This is a genomic window from Pelistega ratti (assembly GCF_009833965.1).
GTDB lineage: Bacteria > Pseudomonadota > Gammaproteobacteria > Burkholderiales > Burkholderiaceae_B > Taylorella > Taylorella ratti.
In genome coordinates this window covers 1,527,506-1,542,194 of record NZ_CP047165.1, presented here as the reverse complement: position 1 = coordinate 1,542,194, position 14,689 = coordinate 1,527,506, and the positions used below count along the sequence as shown (strand labels likewise).

The 14,689-nt window shown below is 39.4% G+C and carries 22 protein-coding genes; 20 read left to right on the top strand and 2 right to left on the bottom strand.

The window, feature by feature from the left end:
• Positions 1-389 precede the first annotated feature (389 nt).
• From rplN to F9B76_RS06615, 19 genes are all read left to right on the top strand, one after another.
• Positions 390-758, top strand: a complete 369-nt coding sequence (rplN, locus tag F9B76_RS06705; RefSeq protein WP_159991416.1) for a 50S ribosomal protein L14 — start codon at positions 390-392, stop codon at positions 756-758.
• Between the two features lie 10 nt (positions 759-768).
• Positions 769-1,089, top strand: a complete 321-nt coding sequence (gene rplX / locus F9B76_RS06700) for a 50S ribosomal protein L24 (RefSeq protein ID WP_159991415.1) — start codon at positions 769-771, stop codon at positions 1,087-1,089.
• Between the two features lie 14 nt (positions 1,090-1,103).
• The gene (gene rplE / locus F9B76_RS06695; RefSeq protein WP_159991414.1) at positions 1,104-1,643 is read left to right on the top strand and encodes a 50S ribosomal protein L5; all 540 of its coding nucleotides are present in this window, start codon (positions 1,104-1,106) and stop codon (positions 1,641-1,643) included.
• An 11-nt stretch (positions 1,644-1,654) separates the two neighbouring features.
• Positions 1,655-1,960 carry a 30S ribosomal protein S14 gene (gene rpsN / locus F9B76_RS06690; protein ID WP_023949373.1) on the top strand — a complete coding sequence of 102 codons (306 nt, stop codon included), beginning with the start codon at positions 1,655-1,657 and terminating at the stop codon, positions 1,958-1,960.
• Positions 1,961-1,971: 11 nt separating this feature from the next.
• The gene (rpsH, locus tag F9B76_RS06685) at positions 1,972-2,367 is read left to right on the top strand and encodes a 30S ribosomal protein S8 (RefSeq protein WP_159991413.1); all 396 of its coding nucleotides are present in this window, start codon (positions 1,972-1,974) and stop codon (positions 2,365-2,367) included.
• Positions 2,368-2,378: 11 nt separating this feature from the next.
• Positions 2,379-2,912: a 50S ribosomal protein L6 gene (gene rplF, locus F9B76_RS06680; RefSeq protein WP_159991412.1), complete on the top strand. Its 534-nt coding sequence runs from the start codon at positions 2,379-2,381 to the stop codon at positions 2,910-2,912.
• Positions 2,913-2,933: 21 nt separating this feature from the next.
• Complete coding sequence (rplR, locus tag F9B76_RS06675; protein ID WP_159991411.1) at positions 2,934-3,299, top strand: 50S ribosomal protein L18; 366 nt, start codon at positions 2,934-2,936, stop codon at positions 3,297-3,299.
• Positions 3,300-3,313: 14 nt separating this feature from the next.
• Positions 3,314-3,832 carry a 30S ribosomal protein S5 gene (gene rpsE / locus F9B76_RS06670; protein ID WP_159991410.1) on the top strand — a complete coding sequence of 173 codons (519 nt, stop codon included), beginning with the start codon at positions 3,314-3,316 and terminating at the stop codon, positions 3,830-3,832.
• 4 nt (positions 3,833-3,836) lie between these two features.
• Entirely contained in the window at positions 3,837-4,022 is a 186-nt protein-coding gene (gene rpmD, locus F9B76_RS06665) for a 50S ribosomal protein L30 (RefSeq protein WP_159991409.1), read from the top strand.
• 10 nt (positions 4,023-4,032) lie between these two features.
• Positions 4,033-4,473: a 50S ribosomal protein L15 gene (gene rplO, locus F9B76_RS06660; RefSeq protein WP_159991408.1), complete on the top strand. Its 441-nt coding sequence runs from the start codon at positions 4,033-4,035 to the stop codon at positions 4,471-4,473.
• Positions 4,474-4,491: 18 nt separating this feature from the next.
• Complete coding sequence (secY, locus tag F9B76_RS06655) at positions 4,492-5,835, top strand: preprotein translocase subunit SecY (protein ID WP_159991407.1); 1,344 nt, start codon at positions 4,492-4,494, stop codon at positions 5,833-5,835.
• Between the two features lie 6 nt (positions 5,836-5,841).
• Positions 5,842-6,060, top strand: a complete 219-nt coding sequence (infA, locus tag F9B76_RS06650) for a translation initiation factor IF-1 (protein WP_159991406.1) — start codon at positions 5,842-5,844, stop codon at positions 6,058-6,060.
• A 23-nt stretch (positions 6,061-6,083) separates the two neighbouring features.
• On the top strand, positions 6,084-6,197 hold the full coding sequence (rpmJ, locus tag F9B76_RS06645) for a 50S ribosomal protein L36 (RefSeq protein ID WP_159991405.1): 114 nt from the start codon (positions 6,084-6,086) through the stop codon (positions 6,195-6,197).
• Positions 6,198-6,230: 33 nt separating this feature from the next.
• The gene (gene rpsM, locus F9B76_RS06640) at positions 6,231-6,596 is read left to right on the top strand and encodes a 30S ribosomal protein S13 (RefSeq protein WP_159991404.1); all 366 of its coding nucleotides are present in this window, start codon (positions 6,231-6,233) and stop codon (positions 6,594-6,596) included.
• A gap of 15 nt (positions 6,597-6,611) precedes the next feature.
• Positions 6,612-7,010: a 30S ribosomal protein S11 gene (gene rpsK / locus F9B76_RS06635; protein ID WP_023949353.1), complete on the top strand. Its 399-nt coding sequence runs from the start codon at positions 6,612-6,614 to the stop codon at positions 7,008-7,010.
• A gap of 20 nt (positions 7,011-7,030) precedes the next feature.
• The gene (gene rpsD, locus F9B76_RS06630) at positions 7,031-7,654 is read left to right on the top strand and encodes a 30S ribosomal protein S4 (protein ID WP_159991403.1); all 624 of its coding nucleotides are present in this window, start codon (positions 7,031-7,033) and stop codon (positions 7,652-7,654) included.
• 360 nt (positions 7,655-8,014) lie between these two features.
• Positions 8,015-9,001 (top strand): DNA-directed RNA polymerase subunit alpha, encoded by a 987-nt coding sequence (locus F9B76_RS06625; RefSeq protein WP_159992140.1) that lies wholly within the window; start codon positions 8,015-8,017, stop codon positions 8,999-9,001.
• A gap of 153 nt (positions 9,002-9,154) precedes the next feature.
• Positions 9,155-9,535, top strand: coding sequence for a 50S ribosomal protein L17 (gene rplQ, locus F9B76_RS06620; protein WP_159991402.1), 381 nt, complete (start codon positions 9,155-9,157; stop codon positions 9,533-9,535).
• Between the two features lie 493 nt (positions 9,536-10,028).
• Positions 10,029-10,628: a 2Fe-2S iron-sulfur cluster-binding protein gene (locus F9B76_RS06615; protein ID WP_159991401.1), complete on the top strand. Its 600-nt coding sequence runs from the start codon at positions 10,029-10,031 to the stop codon at positions 10,626-10,628.
• Between the two features lie 196 nt (positions 10,629-10,824).
• Here F9B76_RS06615 and dsbD read toward each other — a convergent pair whose 3' ends face one another.
• Positions 10,825-12,714 carry a protein-disulfide reductase DsbD gene (gene dsbD, locus F9B76_RS06610; protein ID WP_159991400.1) on the bottom strand — a complete coding sequence of 630 codons (1,890 nt, stop codon included), beginning with the start codon at positions 12,712-12,714 and terminating at the stop codon, positions 10,825-10,827.
• A 1-nt stretch (position 12,715) separates the two neighbouring features.
• Positions 12,716-13,042, bottom strand: coding sequence for a divalent-cation tolerance protein CutA (cutA, locus tag F9B76_RS06605; RefSeq protein WP_159991399.1), 327 nt, complete (start codon positions 13,040-13,042; stop codon positions 12,716-12,718).
• Between the two features lie 540 nt (positions 13,043-13,582).
• On the opposite strand from cutA, the gene lipA reads away from it, so the two are divergent.
• Positions 13,583-14,566, top strand: coding sequence for a lipoyl synthase (gene lipA, locus F9B76_RS06600; protein WP_159991398.1), 984 nt, complete (start codon positions 13,583-13,585; stop codon positions 14,564-14,566).
• Positions 14,567-14,689 lie beyond the last annotated feature (123 nt).

Here is a 14,689-nt window from a genome sequence, read left to right as displayed (position 1 = left end):
TCAAAAAATTTATGTTTAGTGGCGATATATTCATTTGCATGAAAGAGACAAAAATAGTGAATAACAAAGAATATATGAATGAATATGTCATTTTTATTAAAAGAAAGATGTATTGATTGATTTAAAACGTATTAAATAGTGTTGCTTTTTATACGTTTTTTTAAAAATATGGAGTAAGGGCTTGAATAACTTAGAAAAAAAGGATAGAATGCTAGTCTTCACTTGTCAAAAAAGAAGTGAAGGTAAATAAACAGAATCAATCCCAAAGCTGGGTGAGGCTTTTTTACAGGCTAAACTTGGCTTATACGGGCCCAAAACTGGTTATATGTCTTAATGGGAAATGGCTCATTTTGAGTCATTAATGTAACTAAGTTGGAACAGGAATAATCATGATCCAAATGCAAAGCACGCTAGACGTGGCTGACAACACTGGTGCACGCCGAGTAATGTGCATTAAAGTGCTTGGCGGTTCTAAGCGCCGTTATGCTGCTATCGGTGACATTATCAAAGTAAGTGTCAAAGATGCATCACCGCGCGGTCGCGTCAAAAAAGGCGAAGTTTACAATGCAGTAGTAGTGCGTACTGCGAAAGGTGTTCGCCGTAAAGATGGCTCATTAATCCGCTTCGGTGGTAATGCAGCTGTATTGCTTAATGCTAAATTAGAGCCAATTGGTACTCGTATCTTCGGGCCAGTAACACGTGAATTACGTACTGAGCGCTTTATGAAGATCGTTTCATTGGCACCAGAAGTAATCTAAGGGGCAGGCAATGAATAAAATTCGTAAAGGTGACGAAGTTATCGTTATTACTGGTCGCGACAAAAAACGTCGTGGTGTTGTTTTAGCACGAGTTGATGCTGATCACGTAATCGTGGAAGGCGTGAATGTTGCTAAAAAACATCAGAAACCAAATCCAATGGCTGGTACACAAGGGGGTATCGTTGATAAGGCTATGCCTATCCATATCTCTAACGTGGCAATCTTCAATCCAGCGACAGGTAAAGCTGATCGTGTAGGTATCAAAGAAGTTGACGGTCATAAAGTTCGTGTTTATCGCTCCAACGGTGAAGTCGTTGGCGTTAAAGCTTAAGGAGCAACGTAACAATGGCTCGTTTACAAGATTTATACAACAATAAAATTGCTGGTGAAATCAAACAACAATTTGGTTACTCTAGTGATATGGAAGTGCCTCGCATTACCAAAATCACTTTAAATATGGGTGTGTCTGAAGCAGTAGCTGATAAAAAAGTTATCGAACACGCTGTTTCTGATTTAACCAAAATTGCAGGTCAAAAACCAGTAATCACTAAAACACGCAAAGCGATTGCGGGTTTTAAAATTCGTGAAAACTATCCTATCGGTTGTATGGTAACTCTACGCGGTCAACGTATGTATGAGTTCTTAGATCGTTTAATCACTATCGCATTACCACGTGTACGTGACTTCCGTGGTATTTCTGGTCGTGCATTCGATGGTCGTGGTAACTACAATGTAGGGGTTAAAGAGCAAATCATTTTCCCTGAAATTGAGTACGACAAAATTGATGCATTACGTGGTTTAAACATTAGCATCACAACAACTGCTAAGACTGACGATGAAGCTAAAGCGTTATTAAAAGCGTTTGGTTTCCCGTTTCGTAATTAAGGGGCGATGACGTGGCAAAATTATCACTCATCAATCGTGATATCAAACGTGCTAAATTAGTAGAAAAATTCTCTGCTAAACGTGCAGCACTTGTAGCGATTATCAACGATCAATCAAAATCAGATGAAGAGCGTTATCAAGCGCGCTTGAAGTTACAACAATTACCACGCAATGCAAATCCAACACGCGTACGTAATCGTTGTGTAATCACTGGCCGTCCTCGTGGCGTTTTCAGCAAATTTGGTCTTACTCGTCACAAACTACGCGAAATGGCAATGCGTGGTGAAGTGCCTGGAATGACGAAAGCAAGCTGGTAGGAGAAAGAATTATGAGCATGAGCGATCCAATCGCAGACATGTTGACTCGTATCCGTAATGGTCAACAAGTCGAGAAGGTTTCTGTATCTATGCCGTCCTCAAAGCTTAAAGTAGCTATCGCTACTGTGCTGAAAGAAGAAGGCTATATCGAAAACTTCCAAGTTAAAGGTGACAAGGCTAAACCAGAACTTGAAATCGAACTTAAATACTACAATAACCAACCTGTGATTGAGCGTATTGAACGCGTATCACGTCCTGGTTTACGTATTTACAAAGGTCGTGCAAGTATCCCTCAAGTAATGAATGGTCTTGGTGTAGCAATCGTATCTACCTCACGCGGTGTTATGACTGATCGTAAAGCACGTTCAGTTGGCGTAGGTGGTGAAGTACTATGCTATGTGGCATAAGGAGAAGAAATATGTCACGTATTGCTAAGAATCCAGTTATTGTACCTAGTGGTGTTGAAGTCAAAATTGCTGCTGATAACATCAATGTAAAAGGTCCATTAGGTGAATTAAATCAAGCTTTAACAGGTGATGTTGCAGTTACATTAGATGATGGTAAAGTAAGCTTTGCTGTTGCTAATGACTCTCGTCATGCTAAAGCGATGTCTGGCACTCTACGTGCTCTTGTTAACAACATGGTTGTTGGCGTGAGCAAAGGTTTTGAGCGTCGTTTAACACTTGTTGGCGTGGGTTACCGTGCTGCAGTACAAGGCGAAGCATTAAAACTAGAGTTAGGCTTCTCACATGATGTGGTTCATCCATTACCAAAAGGCGTAAAAGCAGAATGTCCAAGCCAAACTGAGATTGTTCTCAAAGGCTATGACAAACAAGCGGTAGGTCAAGTTGCAGCGAAAATTCGCGCATATCGTCCACCAGAGCCTTATAAAGGTAAAGGCGTTCGCTACTCTGATGAAACTGTTATCATCAAAGAAGTTAAGAAAAAATAATAACGCAGACAAGGAATTACTATGGACAAGAAATTATCTCGTTTGCGTCGTGCAGTGGCTACTCGCCGCAAGATTGCTCAATTACGCGTACACCGTTTATCAGTGCACCGTACCAATCTGCACATTTACGCGAACATTATTTCGCCTGAAGGCGATAAAGTATTGGTCGCTGCCTCTACTCTTGAAGCAGAAGTGCGCAAAGAGTTAGCTGATAGCAAAACAAACGGTGGCAATGTTGTTGCTGCTACATTAGTAGGTAAACGTGTTGCTGAAAAAGCTAAAGCAGCTGGTATCGAATCGGTCGCATTTGACCGTTCGGGTTTCCGTTATCATGGCCGTGTTAAAGCGTTAGCTGAAGCTGCGCGTGAAGCCGGTCTTAAGTTCTAAGGAAGGATTGTCAAATGGCAAAAGCACAAAAACAAGCCCCTGAACAAGAGCGCGATGACGGTTTTCGTGAAAAAATGATCGCGGTTAACCGCGTCAGCAAAACAGTAAAAGGTGGTCGCACCATGAGTTTTGCAGCGTTAACCGTGGTTGGTGATGGCGATGGTCGCATCGGCATGGGCAAAGGTAAAGCACGTGAAGTTCCTGTTGCAGTTCAAAAAGCAATGGAACAAGCTCGTCGCGGTATGAAGAAAATTGCTTTAAACAATGGTACATTACATCACACTGTTGTTGGTAAGCATGGTGCATCAACTGTACTTATTTCTCCAGCTGCTGAAGGTACTGGTGTAATCGCCGGTGGTCCAATGCGTGCTATTTTTGAAGTAATGGGTGTACGTAATGTGGTCGCTAAGAGCTTAGGTTCTAGCAATCCATACAACTTAGTACGTGCAACACTTAACGGTTTAAACGCTTGCATGACACCTTCTGAGGTTGCTGCAAAACGCGGTAAAACGGTTGAAGAAATCCTAGGATAAGATCATGGCACAAAAACAAATTAAAGTAACATTAGTTCGTTCTGTTATTGGTACAAAATCTGATCACCGTGCCACTATTCGTGGTTTAGGTTTAGGTAAAGTTAATAGCAGTCGTGTGTTACTCGATACACCTGAAGTGCGTGGGATGATTCGTAAAGTGGATTATCTCGTGTCAGTTTCAGAAGCCTAAAGGAATAAAGATGTCTGAAATGCAACTCAACACTTTATCACCAGCTGCAGGTAGTAAGCATGCCAAGCGTCGCGTTGGTCGCGGTATTGGTTCAGGTTTAGGTAAAACTGCAGGTCGTGGTCACAAAGGTCAAAAATCACGTTCAGGCGGCTTCCATAAAGTCGGTTTTGAAGGTGGTCAAATGCCTTTACATCGTCGTTTACCAAAACGTGGTTTCACAACACTCAATCAACACTTATACGATCAAATTCGTTTGTCTGATTTAGAGCGTTTAACTGCGGAAGAAATCGACGTACAAGTTCTCAAGCAAGCTGGAGTGATTGCCCAAGCTGTTTGCTATGTTAAGGTAATCAAATCAGGTGAACTTACTCGCAAAGTAACCCTAAAAGGTATCAATGCAACTGCGGGTGCACGTGCTGCAATCGAAGCAGCAGGTGGTTCAATTGCTTAAATAAATTAAGGGGTAAATGTGGCTAAAGCGCAGACAACAAGTCAAGGTGGCGGTAATAAATACAGCGACTTAAGACAGCGTCTTGTGTTCCTACTCTTGGCATTGGTCGTGTATCGTTTTGGTACGCATATTCCAGTGCCAGGCATTAACCCTGAAGTGATGAAGCAACTTTTTGCTTCACAAGCGGAAGGGATTGTAGGCTTTTTTAACATGTTCTCTGGTGGTGCATTAGAGCGTTTCTCTGTCTTTGCATTAGGGATTATGCCGTATATTACAGCATCCATTATTATGCAAATGATGGCAGCCGTTGTTCCATCACTAGAAGCACTTAAAAAAGAGGGTGAGGCTGGTCGTCGTAAGATTACCCAGTACACTCGCTACGGGACAGTTGTTTTAGCTTCATTACAGGCCTTTGGTATTGCATCTACATTACAGGCATATATGTCAGCTTATCCTGGATTGATTTTTAGTCCAGGTCCAATGTTTGTTTTTACAACAGTGGTAACATTAGTGACAGGTACAATGTTTGTGATGTGGTTGGGTGAACAAATTACAGAACGTGGTATCGGTAATGGTATTTCTATCCTTATCTGTACTGGTATTATTGCAGGATTACCTGCTGCCCTTGGTGGTATGTTTGAATTGGTCACTCAAAACCAAATTGGTGCATTTGCAGCGATTGTTATTTTTGCCTTAGTTGTTGTCGTTACAGCATTGGTTGTTTTTGTAGAACGTGGACAACGTCGCATTACGGTCAATTATGCTAAACGTCAGGTTGGCAATAAAATCTATGGTGGACAGAGTTCTCATCTACCACTAAAAGTAAATATGGCAGGTGTTATTCCCGCAATCTTTGCTTCTTCAGTGATTTTATTCCCAGCAACTATTGCAAATTGGTTTTCTAATGCTAACCAAATTCGTTGGTTAAGCGATTTATCTGCTGCATTGCAACCTGGTCAACCGCTTTATGGTACTGTACTTACTGCTTTAATTATCTTCTTTAGCTTTTTCTATACGGCATTGATTTTCAATAGTCGAGAAACAGCGGATAACCTAAAAAGAAGTGGTGCTTTTGTTCCGGGTATTCGTCCAGGACAACAAACTGCTAAATATTTAGATAAGATTCTAATGCGTTTGACATTAGTTGGTGCGATATATATGGCTCTTGTAGCTTTAGTACCAGAATTCTTACGTATGCAATGGAGTAATGTACCGTTCTATTTCGGTGGTACTTCGCTACTCATTGTTGTAGTAGTTACCATGGATTTTATGGCACAAGTACAAGCCTATATGATGTCGAACCAGTATGATTCATTACTCAAGAAAGTAAATTTCCGCGGTAATAATCTTCCAATGAGGTAATAAACAATGGCAAAGGACGACGTCATTCAGATGCAAGGTGAGGTAATTGAAAACCTCCCAAACGCAACGTTTCGTGTCAAGTTAGAAAATGGTCATGTCGTACTTGGACATATTTCTGGCAAGATGCGTATGCATTATATTCGGATTCTTCCAGGAGATAAGGTTACTGTGGAATTAACCCCATATGACCTAAATCGTGCTAGAATCGTATTCCGCTCTAAATAAGCGGAACTATTAGGAGTCTACCAATGAAGGTAATGGCATCGGTTAAGAGGATCTGCCGTAATTGCAAGATCATTAAACGTCACGGAATTGTACGAGTAATTTGTACAGATCCACGACACAAGCAACGTCAGGGTTAATCCCCTACGTTTTAGATATAACGAGGAACAGTCATGGCCCGTATCGCAGGCATTAACATTCCGCCGCATCAGCACGCTGAAATCGGTTTAACAGCAATTTATGGTATTGGTCGCCCACGCGCTCGCTTAATTTGCGAAGCAGCAGGTGTACCATTCGATAAAAAAGTTAAAGATTTAACAGACGCAGAACTCGAAAAAATTCGTGAGCAAGTGGGTTCGTTCACGGTCGAGGGTGATTTGCGACGCGAAGTACAACTTTCGATTAAACGTTTAATCGACTTGGGAACCTATCGTGGCATGCGCCACAGACGTGGACTGCCAGTGCGCGGTCAGCGCACTCGTACGAATGCGCGTACCCGTAAAGGACCGCGTCGTGCAGCTCAATCATTGAAGAAATAATCGGAGTAGCTAATTATGGCGAAAGCTTCTAGTAGCGCAGCACGCGCACGTAAAAAAATCAGAAAGGTAGTAACAGACGGTATTGCACACGTTCATGCTTCCTTTAACAACACAATCATCACGATTACTGACCGTCAAGGCAATGCCTTGTCATGGGCGACGTCGGGTGGCGCGGGCTTCAAAGGCTCTCGTAAATCGACGCCTTTTGCAGCTCAGGTTGCAGCCGAGTCAGCGGGACGTGTAGCATTGGAATACGGTATCAAAACACTTGATGTACGTGTAAAAGGTCCAGGCCCAGGCCGTGAATCTTCAATCCGTGCATTGAATGCGCTTGGTATCAAAATTACAAGTATTTCAGATATCACGCCAGTTCCGCACAACGGTTGCCGCCCACCAAAACGCCGCCGTATCTAATTTTATAGGGAACATACATAATGGCACGATATACTGGTCCAAAATGTAAACTTTCACGCCGTGAAGGTATTGATTTATTTCTAAAGAGCGCACGCCGTCCTTTAGATTCTAAATGTAAATTTGAAAGTAAACCTGGTCAGCATGGTCGCACTTCTGGTGCTCGTACATCTGACTATGGTACACAATTACGTGAGAAACAGAAGCTCAAACGTATGTACGGTGTTTTAGAAAAACAATTCCGTAAATACTTTGCAGAAGCTGAGCGTCGCCGTGGTAACACAGGCGAGACCCTGATTCAACTTCTAGAATCTCGCTTAGATAACGTTGTGTATCGTATGGGGTTTGGTTCAACTCGCGCAGAAGCTCGCCAATTAGTGAGCCATGGTGCAATTGAGTTAAATGGTCATAAAGCAGATATTCCATCTATCCTAGTGAAAGCTGGTGATAAAATTTCTGTACGTGAAAAATCAAAAGGTCAAGCACGTATTAAAGAAGCTATGGAATTAGCAACAAGCATTGGCTTACCTCAATGGGTTGAAGTAGATGCTTCTAAATTAGAAGGTACTTTCAAACAAACACCTGATCGTTCAGATGTTGCTCGCGACATTAACGAATCAATGATTGTGGAATTGTATTCTCGCTAATCTTAAAAGAACAAAACACAGCAGGGGTTTTCTTGCTGTGTTTTTCTTTCATTACAATATGCTTATTTTCAGTGGTATTTTTTGAAGATAAGCATAGTTTTATGCTAAAATAATACGCTGTCACTGCTTATCAATAAGTGATTTTTAACTATTTTTCTAAAAAGAGTTTATCCAATATACGCTACAAAGATACAATAACTAACCCTATTATGTGTCTTTCTATTAAATCAAGATAGTGTTATAGAACTTTTCAGAAAAATAGAGTAGTTCTTTTATATGAGTGAAGTTTTATAACTTTACTTTTTTTCTTATCCATCAGCCTTATCGGTGTAACGAGCCGAGGGTATTGAAAAGGAATTGATAATGTCACAAGCTTTCTTAAAGCCTCGCACAATTACTGTGCAACCTATTACAGAGCATCATGCCAAAGTAGTTATGGAACCCTTTGAGCGTGGTTTTGGTCACACCCTAGGTAATGCTTTACGCCGTATCTTATTGTCTTCTATGACAGGTTTTGCACCAACAGAAGTACAAATTACAGGTGTTGTGCATGAGTATTCGACTATTCCTGGTGTACAGGAAGATGTTGTAGATATTCTTTTAAATTTAAAAGGTGTTGTATTCAAATTACACGGTCGTGAAGAAGTAACCTTAGTGCTTAATAAAGAAGGTGAGGGTCCTGTATTAGCGAGTGATATTGCACTTCCTCATGATGTAGAAATTGTGAATCCTGACCATGTTATCGCTCATCTACAAGGTAATGGTAAGCTAGAAATGCATATCAAAGTAGAGCAAGGTCGTGGTTATGTAGCGGGTAATGTGCGTGCTTTACGTGAAGATCGTCAGCACACAATCGGTCGTATTATCTTAGATGCATCATATAGCCCAGTTCGCCGTGTAAGCTATGAAGTAGAAAATGCACGTGTTGAACAACGTACAGATTTGGATAAATTAATATTAGATATTGAAACAAACGGTGTTATTTCTCCAGAAGAGGCAGTACGTCAATCTGCTCGTATTTTAATGGATCAGATTTCTGTCTTTGCCGCTCTTGAAGGAGCAACAGAATCTTATGAAACTCCTGCTCGCGGTACACCACAGATTGACCCTGTATTATTGCGTTCAGTTGATGATTTAGAGCTAACCGTTCGTTCTGCTAACTGCTTAAAAGCTGAAAATGTTTACTACATTGGTGACTTAATTCAGAAAACAGAAAATGAGTTACTCAAAACACCTAACTTGGGTCGTAAGTCACTCAATGAGATTAAAGATGTGCTTACCGCTCGTGGTCTATCATTAGGTATGAAGCTAGAAAACTGGCCTCCTATTGGCTTAGAGCACCCTTAATGATGAATTTTAGGTGATGTATTATTTTTACATCACCTTTAATAACTCAGCAATGAGTATCCTCACCGGACCGCCATATTTATGGATAGAAGATCTGGTTAACAACGATAGGTTTTATGACTTATCATTTATTTAGATTCAAAGGAAATTATTATGCGTCACCGTAGTGGTCTTCGTAAATTAAATCGTACAAGTAGTCATCGTTTAGCAATGTTCCGCAATATGTCTGTATCATTGATTCAGCATGAGGCGATCAAAACAACATTGCCAAAAGCTAAAGAATTGCGCCGTGTGGTTGAACCATTAATCACCCTAGCAAAAGAACCAACTCTTGCAAACAGACGTTTAGCATTTGCTCGCTTACGCGATCGTGATGCTGTGACTAAATTATTTGAAGATTTAGGTCCTCGTTTTAAAGCTCGTAATGGTGGTTACACTCGTATCCTTAAGATGGGTTTCCGTCAAGGGGACAATGCTCCTATGGCCTATATGGAATTAGTGGATCGTCCTGAAGTGACAGAATCTGCTGAATAAAAGTCTTTTATATCCTCATAAAAGAAAAAATAAACACGCTTAGTCTTATTTGAATTAAGCGTGTTTTTTTATCTATATACAGATTAGGTATCAGTCAAAATAAATTTAAACGAATCATAGATTACTTTATGCTAGTATTCGTTATAAAAATAAAGATTTTGCAATAATACTGCTGAATTCAAAATAGACATCAATAGAAAAATAATAAGGTGAATGGTATGATGGGGTATTGTATATTGGTAGTGTTATCTAAACGGTGATGAATGCTCGCATTTATTTATAATGTAGGCTTTTCTTAAAGAGTGAGTATTTTATTCTACACTTTTGCCATAATATTTTCTCATGTGTTGTTTAGGTTAAAAAGCTGTATTCTTACTTTTTATAGCGTAAAATAACGTGTTTTACGATATAACCTTATCGTTAATAACTAACTAGTGGTATAAGGTAATGTCAATAGTAAAATAATATTGTTGTATCATAAGGAGAATAATCTATGCTTCATCATCAATTACGTTGGATTCCTGCTCATATTCGGGAGGTGTCTTTCTGTGAGGAAGGGGGTAGGGAGCTAAGATTATTCTTACCTTCATTTACCCGATTTATGGGTTTATCGCCTACAGGTGTTTTTATTGATGTAAAGACACCCTCTGGTTTTGTTTGCCACTATCCGATTATTTCTGTGAATGAAGCGCAATATGAAGTAGTGATTCAAATATCATCATCAGATGATTCAGAAGGAACAAAGAGTATGTTTAAAATATTTGAACCTGACGAATTAATTGAGATTACCTCACCATTTAATGAAGAAGTACGTAGTGATGATATTGATTTTTACGTCAAATTAGCTCGTACAGGAGTAACAATTGCGATACCTGAAGGTATGAGTATTTCAGATACTTTAAGAGAACATAATATTAAGGTAAATACTTCCTGTGAATATGGTGTTTGTGGCACTTGTTATACTACCGTACTAAGTGGAGAAATTCTTCATCAGGATACCTATTTAATGGAAGATGAAAAGCAAGCGCAAGACTGTATGATGATTTGTGTATCCCGTGGTAAGCCCGGTACAACAATTGAATTAGATATATAGGGCTGTAAGTATTTTGTCATACTGACTGGTTTTTGCTAAGCAAAGATGGAAGTTATAAATATCCAAGAGGATTAATATTGGGGTAATATAAACTTATAAATATATAGGCTTATAGGTAGATTTAATTGCTAAAAGACTATCCCATAAAGAAACCCCCATATTGCAAAACAATGATGGGGGTGTTTTTTTGATACTTTTATTTTTCTAATGCTTTTCTTAATTGCTGTGCAAATTTTTCAGCATTTTGGAAGCCGATGACACGAACATCACTATTTTCTTGACCATTTTTATCAAAGAAAATAATCCCTGGTGGTCCAAATAGATTAAAGGCTTTTAATAGCTCTCTATCCTGAGGTGTGTTTTTAGTCACATCAGCTTGGAGAAGATGCATCTGTCCCATTAAATCCTGAACCGTTTTATCAGTAAAGGTAAAGTTTTCCATCTCTTTACATGAAATACACCAGTCAGCATAGAAGTCTAATAAAACAGGTTTATCCGTTGTCTTGAGGAAGTTTTGTAGTTCTTCTAATGACTGTACACGGGTAAATTGAACGTGTTCAGTGGATTGTGCCTGATAGTTAAAAGGCGCTAATACACTACGAGCACCTAAAGAAACACCAATTAATAAGCTAATTGCCCAGACAGTGGCTATCCAGCCGATTAGTTTTACTAAAAGAGGTATAAAACGAGGAAAGGGTTTATACCCTTTGAATGTTCCAATAATATAAGCAAAAGCAAGTGCAAGGATTGCCCATAATATCATGGGTAGCCAAGTTGGCATTAGAGGAGCAGTCATCCATAAAGCAGCGGCAAACAATAAGAGACCACATACTTTTTTAACGGTTTCCATCCACATACCTACTTTAGGTAGAAGCATACCAGAGCCTGTCCCTAGAATAATGAGCGAAACCCCTTGTCCCCATGCTAAGACAAACAGGATTAATCCGCCTGTAAGTATATCGCCTGTTTGGGAAATAAAGAGGAGAATGCCTGCTAAAGGAGCCGCTACGCATGGGCCACAAATAAGTGATGATATCATGCCCATTAATAAAGCCCCTACTGATTGCCCTGCAGGGATACGGTTTGCCAAGTTGTTTAAGCGACTTTGAATACCTGCAGGCATTTGAATAGTATAAGCACCGAACATGGCTATACCAAATAAAACAAGGCAGATAGCAAAGATACTGAGTACCCAAGGGTTTTGAATCCAGTTAGCTAATACGGCACCAATAGAGGCGGCTGCAATACCTAGTAAGCTATAAACAATTGATGTCCCCAGTACATAGAAGAGGGTTAGCTTTAGGCTATGTGCTTTAGAAGGGCGTTCTTGCTGAGAAGAGCCAACGACTAAGGATAATAAGATGGGCAGCATGGGTAATACGCAAGGCGTAAAAGATAGGGCTAAACCGAGTAAGAATGCAATGGCTAACATATGCCATAGACTGGCTTGATTTAACCAATTCGCAATTTGTGTATCACTGGTATTAATCGTAATCCCTTGATGACTTGTTTCTGGTAAGGTACCACCTGTTGCTGTTTGTACCGCTTCTTCATCCAAGGTTATCTGGTCTTGAGATACTAATAAGACACCTTGTTGAGCATCGGGTAATGCAATCTCATAACCTTGACTAGTGGGTGATAGAGGAAGATAGTAATACATAGGAGGGTAGCAAAGACCTGCATCTGCACACCCTTGTGCCACAATTTCTAATGTATGCATTTGTGGTGGAAGTTTGAGTGGTATCGTCACACGAGTTGCATCGTGATAAACTTCCATTTTTTTGTCAAATGTGGCATCAAATTTCTCTTCCCCTTGCATATATTGAATAGAAGCAGGATTCAGTAAAGAAAAGTCCGCTTTATTGGCAACAATTGGGGTAAAAGTAAACTGCTCTCTGTACATATAGTAACCCGGAGCAATGGTAAATTGTAAATCAACTTGATTATCCTGTGTTAGGCTAGCCGTGAGTTGAAATGCCCTATCAGGTTCTAAAAAATCCTCTGCTGCATGACTCAGCGTAGGAGATAATAATCCCTGAATAATGAGGGAAAAAATAAGAAAAAAATGAAAAAGATTTTTGCGCATATCAATACTCTCGTGTTTGATCCTCTATCCACGAAAGATAGTCGGGCAACCCATCAATAATAGGTAAGCAGATGATTTCTGGAACTTCATAGGGATGAAGGGCTTGGATACGTGCCATACAGGCTTTAGCTGCCTTTTGAGACGTTTTAATACTGAGGGTCAGTTCTTCATTACGCTCTAAGGTATTCTCCCATTGATAAAGAGATAATCCTTGCGGTGCAATATGCACACAAGCAGCAAGATGCTCTTTAACGAGTATCTGAGCTAATTTTTTAGCAAATAAAAGGTCTGAAACCGTAGTCTGAATAAGTAATGCAGAATAAACCATCCGTATTTTGAAAAATAAATAAAAATGTTTAATAGATATTATTATAGTGAAGATATTTTTGGAGTGAAAGTAGAAAATTAATGCGTTACAAATAGAAAATAGGGGGTTAAGAAAAGATAATGCTTATTTAGCATATTGAAATGGCTTGAAATGAGGTAATAGTTTTTTGAGAATTTTGACTGGATTCATATAGATTAATATTTATTCCTAATACCTTAATGAAACCATGATAGTTTTGATGTTATCTAAGAAAATTAGGATCAAAAAAGAAGCCATCGCATAAAAATACCTAAAAAGTTTTTATCGGTATTTTATAAGGTTAAAGAAAAGGATTATCTTATTTATATTTTCCGAATCATTACGTTAAACATAAGGGAATAAATAAATTGTCATAAAGAAAAAATAGGTTTTCTTTTCATCTTGCCTTAATCGGGTTAAAATGCTCTTTTGATTATCTTTTTTATGGGTTTCGTGATAAATTATTTTGTCGGAAAAAAGTTATTTTCCATATAAAATTTATGACCAGCCCTAAGTAGAGTTATGAGTACAATCACACAAACCCCAGCCGATAAAGATACGGCGTATGATGCGACCAAAAAGCAAAAGTCTTTTGAAAAAACCTCTCGTATTCCTATTAAAATTATTCCCATTGAGAAGCTGAAAAAACCAGATTGGATTCGTGTTAAAGCAGCACCAGCTAACTCTAAATATGGTGATATTAAACGTATTCTTCGTGAAAACAATATGGTAACGGTTTGTGAAGAAGCGTCTTGTCCTAATATTGGTGAGTGTTTTGGTCGTGGTACAGCAACCTTTATGATTATGGGTGATAAGTGTACTCGCCGTTGCCCTTTCTGTGATGTAGGGCATGGTCGTCCAGATCCTCTTGATACGAATGAACCCATAAATCTTGCTAAATCTATTGCTGCAATGAAGCTCCGCTATGCAGTCATTACTTCTGTTGACCGTGATGACTTGCGTGATGGTGGTGCTCAGCATTATGTAGATTGTATCAATGAGATTCGTGAAAGAGCGCCTATAACAAAAATTGAGGTGCTTGTTCCTGATTTTCGTGGTCGTGCCGATAAAGCATTAGCTATTTTTGAGCATGGTTTACCTGATGTGATGAACCATAATTTAGAAACAGTGCCTCGCCTATATAAACAAGCACGTCCAGGGGCAGATTATCTACATTCTTTAAAACTTCTCAAAGATTTTAAAGCACGCTATCCACATATCCCAACTAAATCTGGCTTAATGGTGGGTTTAGGTGAAACGGATGAAGAAATCCTACAAGTGATGCAAGATATGCGTGATCATGATATTGAGATGCTTACCATTGGTCAGTATTTACAACCATCCGATCACCATTTACCCGTGATGCGTTATGTGACACCAGATACCTTTAAGATGTATGAAGAAGCCGCTTATAAAATGGGCTTTTCTCATGCGGCAGTGGGGGCAATGGTTCGCTCGTCTTACCATGCTGATCAACAAGCCCATAATGCAGGTGTAGAAGGGTAATTTTGTTATGACCTGTCTATCTGTTTCAATAGATGAAATCAGGAGATTGGGTATTTATTTTACATATTAACTAAAAGAAAGAGCTATATCGAAATCGGTATAGCTCTTTGCTTATTATGGTGT

What these genes read in the sequence shown, in the direction of transcription:
- rplE (WP_159991414.1), top strand. Translation starts at nt 1,104, where the DNA reads ATGGCTCGTTTACAAGATTTATACAACAATAAAATTGCTGGTGAAATC.
- rpsH (WP_159991413.1), top strand. Translation starts at nt 1,972, where the DNA reads ATGAGCATGAGCGATCCAATCGCAGACATGTTGACTCGTATCCGTAAT.
- rplX (WP_159991415.1), top strand. Translation starts at nt 769, where the DNA reads ATGAATAAAATTCGTAAAGGTGACGAAGTTATCGTTATTACTGGTCGC.
- F9B76_RS06615 (WP_159991401.1), top strand. Translation starts at nt 10,029, where the DNA reads ATGCTTCATCATCAATTACGTTGGATTCCTGCTCATATTCGGGAGGTG.
- dsbD (WP_159991400.1), bottom strand. Translation starts at nt 12,714, where the DNA reads ATGCGCAAAAATCTTTTTCATTTTTTTCTTATTTTTTCCCTCATTATT.
- rplQ (WP_159991402.1), top strand. Translation starts at nt 9,155, where the DNA reads ATGCGTCACCGTAGTGGTCTTCGTAAATTAAATCGTACAAGTAGTCAT.
- rplN (WP_159991416.1), top strand. Translation starts at nt 390, where the DNA reads ATGATCCAAATGCAAAGCACGCTAGACGTGGCTGACAACACTGGTGCA.
- rplO (WP_159991408.1), top strand. Translation starts at nt 4,033, where the DNA reads ATGTCTGAAATGCAACTCAACACTTTATCACCAGCTGCAGGTAGTAAG.
- rpsD (WP_159991403.1), top strand. Translation starts at nt 7,031, where the DNA reads ATGGCACGATATACTGGTCCAAAATGTAAACTTTCACGCCGTGAAGGT.
- rpsM (WP_159991404.1), top strand. Translation starts at nt 6,231, where the DNA reads ATGGCCCGTATCGCAGGCATTAACATTCCGCCGCATCAGCACGCTGAA.
- rpsK (WP_023949353.1), top strand. Translation starts at nt 6,612, where the DNA reads ATGGCGAAAGCTTCTAGTAGCGCAGCACGCGCACGTAAAAAAATCAGA.
- rpsE (WP_159991410.1), top strand. Translation starts at nt 3,314, where the DNA reads ATGGCAAAAGCACAAAAACAAGCCCCTGAACAAGAGCGCGATGACGGT.
- cutA (WP_159991399.1), bottom strand. Translation starts at nt 13,042, where the DNA reads ATGGTTTATTCTGCATTACTTATTCAGACTACGGTTTCAGACCTTTTA.
- rplR (WP_159991411.1), top strand. Translation starts at nt 2,934, where the DNA reads ATGGACAAGAAATTATCTCGTTTGCGTCGTGCAGTGGCTACTCGCCGC.
- rplF (WP_159991412.1), top strand. Translation starts at nt 2,379, where the DNA reads ATGTCACGTATTGCTAAGAATCCAGTTATTGTACCTAGTGGTGTTGAA.
- lipA (WP_159991398.1), top strand. Translation starts at nt 13,583, where the DNA reads ATGAGTACAATCACACAAACCCCAGCCGATAAAGATACGGCGTATGAT.
- rpmJ (WP_159991405.1), top strand. Translation starts at nt 6,084, where the DNA reads ATGAAGGTAATGGCATCGGTTAAGAGGATCTGCCGTAATTGCAAGATC.
- rpmD (WP_159991409.1), top strand. Translation starts at nt 3,837, where the DNA reads ATGGCACAAAAACAAATTAAAGTAACATTAGTTCGTTCTGTTATTGGT.
- infA (WP_159991406.1), top strand. Translation starts at nt 5,842, where the DNA reads ATGGCAAAGGACGACGTCATTCAGATGCAAGGTGAGGTAATTGAAAAC.